Annotated in this window: 7 protein-coding genes; 5 read left to right on the plus strand and 2 right to left on the minus strand. The window is 72.3% G+C overall.

Going from position 1 to position 8,090, the window contains the following annotated elements:
- Positions 1-10 precede the first annotated feature (10 nt).
- Positions 11-1,492 carry an NAD-dependent succinate-semialdehyde dehydrogenase gene (locus tag AB0M27_RS34950; RefSeq protein WP_365727885.1) on the minus strand — a complete coding sequence of 494 codons (1,482 nt, stop codon included), beginning with the start codon at positions 1,490-1,492 and terminating at the stop codon, positions 11-13.
- A gap of 129 nt (positions 1,493-1,621) precedes the next feature.
- Complete coding sequence (locus AB0M27_RS34955; RefSeq protein WP_365727891.1) at positions 1,622-2,407, minus strand: IclR family transcriptional regulator; 786 nt, start codon at positions 2,405-2,407, stop codon at positions 1,622-1,624.
- A 233-nt stretch (positions 2,408-2,640) separates the two neighbouring features.
- Here AB0M27_RS34955 and fae point away from each other — a divergent pair, with 233 nt between their 5' ends.
- The 5 genes from fae to AB0M27_RS34980 are packed head-to-tail and all read left to right on the plus strand — an operon-like array spanning position 2,641 to position 7,983.
- Positions 2,641-3,186 carry a formaldehyde-activating enzyme gene (fae, locus tag AB0M27_RS34960; RefSeq protein WP_365727893.1) on the plus strand — a complete coding sequence of 182 codons (546 nt, stop codon included), beginning with the start codon at positions 2,641-2,643 and terminating at the stop codon, positions 3,184-3,186.
- On the plus strand, positions 3,183-4,295 hold the full coding sequence (locus AB0M27_RS34965; RefSeq protein ID WP_365727895.1) for a mandelate racemase/muconate lactonizing enzyme family protein: 1,113 nt from the start codon (positions 3,183-3,185) through the stop codon (positions 4,293-4,295). The genes fae and AB0M27_RS34965 overlap by 4 nt, the downstream gene beginning before the upstream one ends.
- A complete protein-coding gene (locus AB0M27_RS34970) occupies positions 4,292-5,812 on the plus strand; it encodes an aldehyde dehydrogenase (RefSeq protein WP_365727897.1) in 1,521 nt (506 codons plus the stop codon). The genes AB0M27_RS34965 and AB0M27_RS34970 overlap by 4 nt, the downstream gene beginning before the upstream one ends.
- A 45-nt stretch (positions 5,813-5,857) precedes the next feature.
- Entirely contained in the window at positions 5,858-6,793 is a 936-nt protein-coding gene (locus tag AB0M27_RS34975; RefSeq protein WP_365727900.1) for an NAD(P)-dependent oxidoreductase, read from the plus strand.
- Between the two features lie 32 nt (positions 6,794-6,825).
- Complete coding sequence (locus AB0M27_RS34980; protein WP_365727901.1) at positions 6,826-7,983, plus strand: iron-containing alcohol dehydrogenase; 1,158 nt, start codon at positions 6,826-6,828, stop codon at positions 7,981-7,983.
- The last annotated feature ends 107 nt before the right edge of the window (positions 7,984-8,090 follow it).

An 8,090-nucleotide genomic window follows, 5' to 3' on the forward strand; every position in this document is an offset into this window, starting at 1 on the left:
GCGGGAGGGATCAGTCGGTGGGGGGCCAGTCCAGCGCGATGTACTGGGTCTCCAGGAACGCCTCGATGCCCTCGCGGCCGCCCTCCCGGCCCAGGCCGGACTGCTTGACGCCGCCGAAGGGCGCGGCCGGGTCGGACAACAGGCCCCGGTTGAGGCCGACCATGCCGGCCTCCAGGCGCTCGGCGAGGCGCAGGGCGCGGCCGACATCGCGGGAGTAGACGTAGGCGGCGAGGCCGTGGACGGTGGCGTTGGCCCGGGCCACCACCTCGTCCTCGTCGGTGAAGGTGGTGAGCGGGGCGAGGGGACCGAAGATCTCCTCGTGGAAGACGCGGGCGTCGTCGGGCACGTCGGCGAGGACCATCGCGGGGTGGTAGAAGCCGGGACCTGACGGCGCCGTGCCCCGCGCCGCGATCCGGCCGCCGCGGGCGAGCGCGTCGTCGACGAGGCAGCTGATCCGGTCGACCGCGGCGCGGTTGATCATCGGGCCGAGGGTGACGCCCTCCTGGTGGCCGGGACCGGTGTGGACCGCGGCCATGGCGGCGCCGAACTTCTCGGTGAACTCGGCGGCGACGGCTTCATGGACGTAGAACCGGTTGGCGGCGACGCAGACCTCGCCGCCGCCGCGCATCTTGGCGTCCATCGCGCCGCGCACGGCGGCGTCGACGTCGGCGTCCGCGCAGACGACGAAGGGTGCGTTGCCGCCGAGTTCCATGGTCACGTTGACGACGTTCGCGGCGGCCTGCTCCAGCAGCTTCCTGCCGGTGGAGGTGGAGCCGGTGAAGGAGAACTTGCGGACCCGTTCGTCGCCGAGCCAGGCGGAGACGACCTGGGGGGCGCGGTCGGTGGGCAGGACGTTCAGCACGCCGTCGGGCAGTCCGGCCGCGGCGAGCAGGGCGGCCACCGCGAGCGCGGTGAGCGGGGTCTCGGGGGCGGGCTTGAGCAGCACCGGGCAGCCGGCCGCGAGGGCCGGGGCGATCTTGCGGGTGGCCATGGCGGCCGGGAAGTTCCACGGGGTGACGAAGGCGGTGACGCCGACCGGGTGCCGGCGGACGACGTGCCGGAAGCCGCCGCCCGGCGCGTCGCCGAAGGAGGAGCCGATACGGACGGCCTCCTCGGCGAACCAGCGGAAGAACTCGGCCGCGTAACCGACCTCGGCGAGCGCGTCCCGGCGGGCCTTGCCGTTCTCCAGGACGATCAGGTCGGCGAGCGTGTCGCGGTACTCGCGCATCAGCCGGAAGGTGTCGTGCAGGATCTCCGAGCGGACCCGGGGCGGGGTGGCCCGCCAGCCGGCCGCCGCCTCCTCGGCCGTGGCGAGTGCCGCGCGGGCGTCCTCGGGGCCGGCGTCGGAGACCCGGCGCACCGGTTCGCCGGTGGCCGGGTCGTAGACCGGGTAGGTCCGGCCGTCGGCGGCCGGGAGCCAGCGGCCGCCGAGGAACACATCACCGTCGGCGAGCGGGGCCTTGGCGAGGGCGTCGATGCCGGCGAGGTTCATGAGCTGCTCTTTTCCTCCGTCCCGGACGGGGTTCCGTCCGATGCGCGGTGAATTTACGAGCGCGTCATACGGCCGACAAGGCCACTCATCCGGATCGCAACGGGTGTTGCTGTGAGGGCAACCCGCGGATCACAGGGACTTCTTCCCGGGCGGGCCCGCGAGGCGCGGTTCCCAGCCGAGCAGCGTGGACACCCGGGCCGCCGCCCGGGCCGTGGTCCGACCGGCCTCGTCGAGCCGGTCGCCGAGGCGGGACTTGGGCGCGGAGATGTTCAGCGCGGCGACGACCCGGCCGCGGAAGTCCCGGACCGGCGCGGACACACCGACCAGGTCCGCCTCGAACTCCTCGCTGACGCGGGCGTACCCGCGCCGTCTGGCCTCCTGGATCAGCGACCACAGCTCGGGCACCGGCATCTCGCTCGCCGTGCCGAAGCGGACGTACAGCTCGTCCGGGGTGGCGTCGGCCAACAGGACCCGGCCGGCGGACAGCTGCCAGGCGGGCACCCCGCGGCCCTCCCAGCCGTGGACGCGGAAGGAGTGCCCGGAGACCGACAGCAGGGTGAGCACCTCGCGGTCGTGGAGGACACAGAGGTGACTGGTCTCCTCCAGGTCGGCTGACAGGGTGTGCATGACCGGCTCGGCGACGCGTACCAGGCGGCTCTCGGAGGTGCGGGCGACCAGGGAGTACAGCCGCCAGCCCAGGCGGTACTCCAGGGTGTCCGGGTCGCGTTCGACGATGCCCTCGGCGGCCAGGGCCTTCAGGGCGCGGGAGATCTGGGTCTTCTCCCGGCCGACGAGCTGGGCCAGCCGGACCACGCCGAGGCCTCCGGCGTGCTGCGCCTCGTCGGAGGCGAGGGCTTCCAGCAGGTCGATGTCCCGGCGCAGACCGTGCCCGCGCGCGGTGGGGGTGTCCGTCACGGCGCCATCCTAGGCACCCCGAAGCAGCTGAGAACCTCCAGGTCAGGGGTCGAGTTGTCCGGAGAGCAACCGGCATTTCGATTCCCTGGCGCGCCTTGCCGACGCTGGGTGGCGGACCTAGATTCGCCGCATCGGGCCGGAGGAACCGCACCGAATGCGAGGTTCGTTCGCTCCGGCCCGTTCGCGTCCTGGTTCGCCCGTCGAACCCTGCCACCGAAGGTCCTGGAGTTCCGATGCCTTCCCCGGATTCTTTCGCCGCGACCGCGCTCATCGGCGAGTCGTTCGTCGGCGACGGCGTGAACGCCGCGCACACCAACGTCGTGATCGGCCGCAAGGGCGGCCCGGTCGAGACGGCCTGGGCGACCGCGCTGGCCACGCCGAGCGCCGGCCATGTGCCGTTCATGACCGTCGTACGGCCCTCGGTGCCGGTCAAGCCGGCGACCCTGTTCGTCACCAAGGCCGCCGCCACGGGCGAGCTGCACGAGCGGGCCACCTGGGGCAGCGCCCAGGCGGGCCTGGCGCAGGGCGTGCTGGACGCGGTCACGCAGGGGCTGATCCCGGCCGGGGAGGCCGACGAGCTGCTGATCATCGCGGCCGTCTGGGTCAACCCCGGCGTCGACGACCTCGACGCCTCCTTCCGCAACCAGCGCGCGGCGGCGCACGGCGCCGTCCGGGCCGCGGTGACCGGCACGCCCGGGGTGGCCGACGTGCTGGACGCCGCCAAGGAGGGTCCGGCGAACCCGTTCTACACGCCCACCGCGGAGGTGCTCGCCCGGTGAAGATCACCGACATCACGCTCGACCGGCTGCGCCTGGAGCTGGACCCGCCGTTCCGCGCGGCCTGGGACCCGGTGCCGCGCGGCCACTTCGACGCCACGATCGTGCGGGTGCACACCGACGAGGGGATCACCGGCATCGGCTCAGGCGACCTCATGGACGGCTTCGACGCCTACAGGCACCTGTTCGTCGGCGAGGACCCGCTCGACATCACCCGGCATGTGAAGGCCATCGAGACGGCCAGCTTCCACGGCGCCCCCTACTGGCCGCTGGAGGCCGCCCTGTGGGACGTCATCGGCAAGGTGCACGGCCGCCCGGTGTCCGAGCTCTTCGGCAACGCGGCGAAGAAGCTGCCCGCCTACGCCTCCTCCGGTGAGCTGAAGTCCCCCGAGGAACGGGTCGCGACCGCGCTGAAGGTGCGCGAGGCCGGGTTCCGGGCGATGAAGATCCGCATCGACCGCAACCGCGTCGAAGAGGGCGTCGCGGCGGTCCGGGCCGTGCGCGAGGAACTGGGCGACGACTTCGAGATCATGGTCGACCTCAACCAGTCCTGGCGGATGGCGGGCGACACCGCGAACGCCTCCGACCTGGCCAAGACCCGCAAGATCGTCGCCCGGCTCGCCGAACTGGACGTGTTCTGGGTCGAGGAGCCGCTGCCGTACGCGGACCTGGACGGTTTCAAGCGGCTGCGCGCCGAGAACCCGGGCGTGCGCATCGCGGCCGGCGAGATGCACCACTCCGTCCCCGAGCTGCTGCGCTACCTGGAGGAGGACGCGCTGGACGTCTACCAGATGGACGTCGTCCTCGCGATCGGCATGCACCGTGCCCGCACGCTCGCCGAGCTGGCCCAGCTCAAGCACCGTCAGTTCACCCCGCACAGCTGGACCAACGGCATCGGAGTGCTCGCCAACCTGCACGTGGCGGCGGGCGTCGGCGGCGGCCCTTACTTCGAATTCCCCTACGACCCGCCCGGCTGGACCCCCGAACGTCGTGACTTCATGCTCGCCGAGCCGGTCCGGGTGGACGCCGACGGCTGTCTCGAAGTGCCGGGCGAGCCCGGACTGGGCGTCGAGCTGGACGAGGACGCGATCGACCGCTGGAGGGTGAAGTGACATACACCATCGAGGAGCTGCTGAACCGCTCCTACGACGAGTGGCGGGCGGCGGCCGACAAGCTCGTCTTCGACACCCGCCCCTACATCGACGGCGCCTTCACTGACGCCACCTCCGGCGCCTCCTTCCCGAGCGTCTCGCCACGCGACGGCAGGGTGCTGGCCGAAGTGCAGGCCGGCTCCGCCGAGGACGTCGACCGGGCCGTACGGTCCGCCCGGGCCGCCTTCGAGGACGGCCGCTGGCGTGACCTCGCGCCCAAGGAGCGCAAGCGGATCCTGCGGCGCTGGGCGGAGCTGATCGAAGCGAACGCCGAGGAACTGGCGCTGCTCGACACGCTGGAGATGGGCAAGCCGATCACCGAGTCGCTGCGCGTGGACGTGGCCAAGGCGGCGGAGACGATCGCCTGGTACGCGGAGACGATCGACAAGACCTACGACGAGGTCGCCCCCACGCCCGGTGACGCGCTGGCGCTGATCACCCGTGAGCCGCTGGGTGTCATCGGCGCGGTCGTGCCATGGAACTACGCGCTGCTGATCGCCAGTTGGAAGCTGGGCCCGGCGCTCGCCACCGGCAACAGCGTGGTGCTGAAGCCCGCCGAGCAGACCTCGCTCGCTGCACTGCGGCTGGCCTCGCTGGCCACCGAGGCGGGGCTGCCGGACGGCGTGTTCAACGTGGTCCCCGGGCGGGGCGAGGTCGCCGGGCAGGCGCTCGGGCGGCATCCGGACGTCGACAAGATCGCCTTCACCGGCTCGGCAGAGGTCGCCCGGCTCTTCCAGGTGTACGCGGGCGAGTCCAACGGCAAGCAGGTCGCCGTCGAGGCGGGCGGCAAGTCGCCCCAGCTCGTCCTGGCCGACGCCGACATCGAGGCCGCCGCCTCCGCCGTGGCCTGGGGCATCTTCTACAACGCCGGCCAGACCTGCAACGCGGGCTCACGGGTCGTCGTGCACGCCGCCGTCAAGGACCAACTCCTGGACGCCGTACGCCGGATCACCGCCGACACCTTCCGCGTCGGCGACCCGCTCGACCCGGCCACGGTGATGGGACCGATCGTGGACGAGGCCCAACTCGCCCAGATCCTCGGCTACATCGAGCGCGGCACACAGGACGGCGCGACCGTGCTGTTCGGCGGCAAGCGGGTCCTGACGGAAACCGGTGGCAGCTACGTCGAGCCGACGGTGCTGGACGGGGTGGCGAACACCTCGGTCGTCGGGCAGGAGGAGATCTTCGGGCCGGTGCTGGCCGTGGTGTCGTACGACGGCGAGGTGGACGAGGGCGTACGGCTCGCGAACCAGAGCGACTTCGGGCTCGTCGCCTCCGTGTGGACCCGGGACGTGACCGTGGCCCACCGCACCGCGCGACGGCTGCGGGCCGGCACCGTGTGGATCAACACCTTCGACGCCAGCGACGTCATCACCCCGTTCGGCGGCTTCAAGGCGACCGGCGCGGGCCGGGACAAGTCCCTGCACGCGCTGGACGCGTACACGGCACTCAAGACGACATGGGTCAGCCTCGCCTGAACGGCGAGCCCTTCCTTCGGCTACTGATATGCAAGAGGACACCTGATGAGGATCGGTTTCATCGGCCTGGGCAACATGGGACGGCACATGGCCCGGCATCTCATCCATGCGGGACATCTGGTCACCGTGCACGACGCCCGGCCCGAGGCCGCCGCCGAGCATCTCGCACTCGGCGCACGCTGGGCGGACACGCCCGCCGACTGCGCCCAGGGCGCCGAGTTCCTGATCACCATGCTGCCCAACCCGCGCATCGTGGAGGAGGTGCTGCTGCGCGGCGGGGCCGGCGCGGCCCTGCCCGAGGGCGCGCTGTGGATCGACATGTCGACGTCCACGCCGGCCGCCGCCGAACGGGTGGCAGCCGAGGTGCTGGACGCGCGGGGTGTACGCCGGCTGGACGCGCCGGTCAGCGGGATGGCGCGGGGCGCCGAGGCGGGCACGCTGCAGATCTTCGCGGGCGGCGCCGACGACGACTTCCGGATCGCGCTGCCGGTCTTCGAGGCGCTCGGTGACCCGGACCGCGTCCTGCACGTCGGCCCCCTGGGTGCCGGCTACACCGTGAAGCTCATGATCAACCTGCTGTGGTTCAGCCACCTGGTCGCCACCAGCGAGGTGCTGGCGATGGGCGTCAAGGCGGGCGTCGATCTGGGCGTGCTGCGCAGCTCCCTGCTCGCCTCGCCCGCCGCGTCGAACTTCCTGGAGAACGACATCATGTGCGTGCTCGCCGACGGCGACTACGACGACTCCTTCGCGATGGCCCTGGCCTGCAAGGACCTCGGCCTCGCCGTCGACCTCGGCCGCGACCTGGGCGTCGCCACGGAACTGTCGGCGCTGGTCGAGCAGATCTACCGCCGCTCCAAGGCCCAGCACGGCGACCTCGCGGGCGAGATGAGCCCGGTACGGCTCTACGAGACGCTGGCCGGGCGGGAGTTCAGGTTGCCGTCTCCGGCCGCCGCGCTCGACGCCGCCACCGTCACGGTCTGACGCCACCGAAATCTCCCAGGGAGCCGCAACCCATGACCGACAGCCTCGCCCCCATGAGCCTCGACACCGTCTGCCGTGTCGAGTTCGGACCCGGCCGGATCGATCTGCTGCCCGAACTGATCGCGGACACCGGTCACCACCGCGCCTTCGTCGTCACCGACCGGGGGCTGCGCGCGGCCGGTGTCGCCGAGCGCGTCCTGAAGATCCTGAACGCGGCGGGCGTGGAGCACACCGTGTACGACGAGGTGGCGCCCAATCCGTCCACCGGGAACGTCGACGCGGGCGCCGTCCGGGCCCGTGCCTTCGGTCCGGCGGCGGTCGTCGCGCTCGGCGGCGGATCGGTGCTGGACGCCGCGAAAGGCATATCCCTGCTGGTGGGCAATCCGGACGCGCTCGCCGCCGACGCCGACCACCTCTGGGAGGCGGCCGACGGACTGCCGCTGATCGCCGTACCGACGACCTCCGGCACCGGCGCGGAGACCAACGGATTCGGCGTGATCGAGGACACGGCGGCCTGCCGCAAGGTGTATATCGGCCACCCCTCCGTCAAGCCCCGCATCGCCCTGCTCGACCCCGAGCTGACGCTCGGCCTGCCGCCGGCGGCGACGGCCGCGACCGGCATCGACGCGCTCGTGCACGGCATCGAATCGCTGGCCTCGCGCGGCGCGAACACCTTCTCTTTGGCCTACGCCACCCAAGCGGTGGGCATGGTCAGCCGTGCCCTGCCGGCCGCCCACCGGGACGGTTCGGATCTCGGCGCGCGCGCCGAGCTGATGATGGGCGCCCATCTCGCCGGCCAGGCCCTGACCCTGTCCGGGCTCGGTCTGGTCCACGGCATCGGCCATGCGCTCACCGCCCACACCGGCACCCCGCACGGCGTCGCCCTCGCCGCCGTCCTGGAGGAGGTCATGGAGTTCAGCGCGCCGACGGCGCGTGAGGCGTACGAGCAGGCGGCGCGGGCGATGCGCGTGCCGGCCCCCGCCGACGGCGACTGGGCGCGGGCGGCCGTCGCGGCGGTACGGGAGCTGTCCGGGGCACTGGACATCAAGCGGCCCCTGCGCGAGCTGGGCGCCGACCGCGCCCAGCTCCCGCCGATAGCGGCGGGCGCGGTCGCGGACGCGGTGACGAAGAACACGCCCCGGTTGCCGGAGGAGGCGGAGGTGCTGGAGCTGTTGACGCGGGTGTACTGAGAGCACATCGGCAGGCTCACCAGTTGGATTAGCGAAGCGTAGTGAACCTGTGGCAGAGTGCTACGCGCACGCCCGGCGCCCAGGCGACGTCGGGCACCCTCCTCGGT

This window comes from Streptomyces sp. NPDC052107 (genome assembly GCF_040680215.1).
Classification (GTDB): Bacteria; Actinomycetota; Actinomycetes; order Streptomycetales; family Streptomycetaceae; genus Streptomyces.

Excerpts from the sequence above, each read along its gene's own strand:
- AB0M27_RS34950 (WP_365727885.1), bottom strand. The coding sequence starts at position 1,492 with ATGAACCTCGCCGGCATCGACGCCCTCGCCAAGGCCCCGCTCGCCGAC.
- AB0M27_RS34975 (WP_365727900.1), top strand. The coding sequence starts at position 5,858 with ATGAGGATCGGTTTCATCGGCCTGGGCAACATGGGACGGCACATGGCC.
- fae (WP_365727893.1), top strand. The coding sequence starts at position 2,641 with ATGCCTTCCCCGGATTCTTTCGCCGCGACCGCGCTCATCGGCGAGTCG.
- AB0M27_RS34980 (WP_365727901.1), top strand. The coding sequence starts at position 6,826 with ATGACCGACAGCCTCGCCCCCATGAGCCTCGACACCGTCTGCCGTGTC.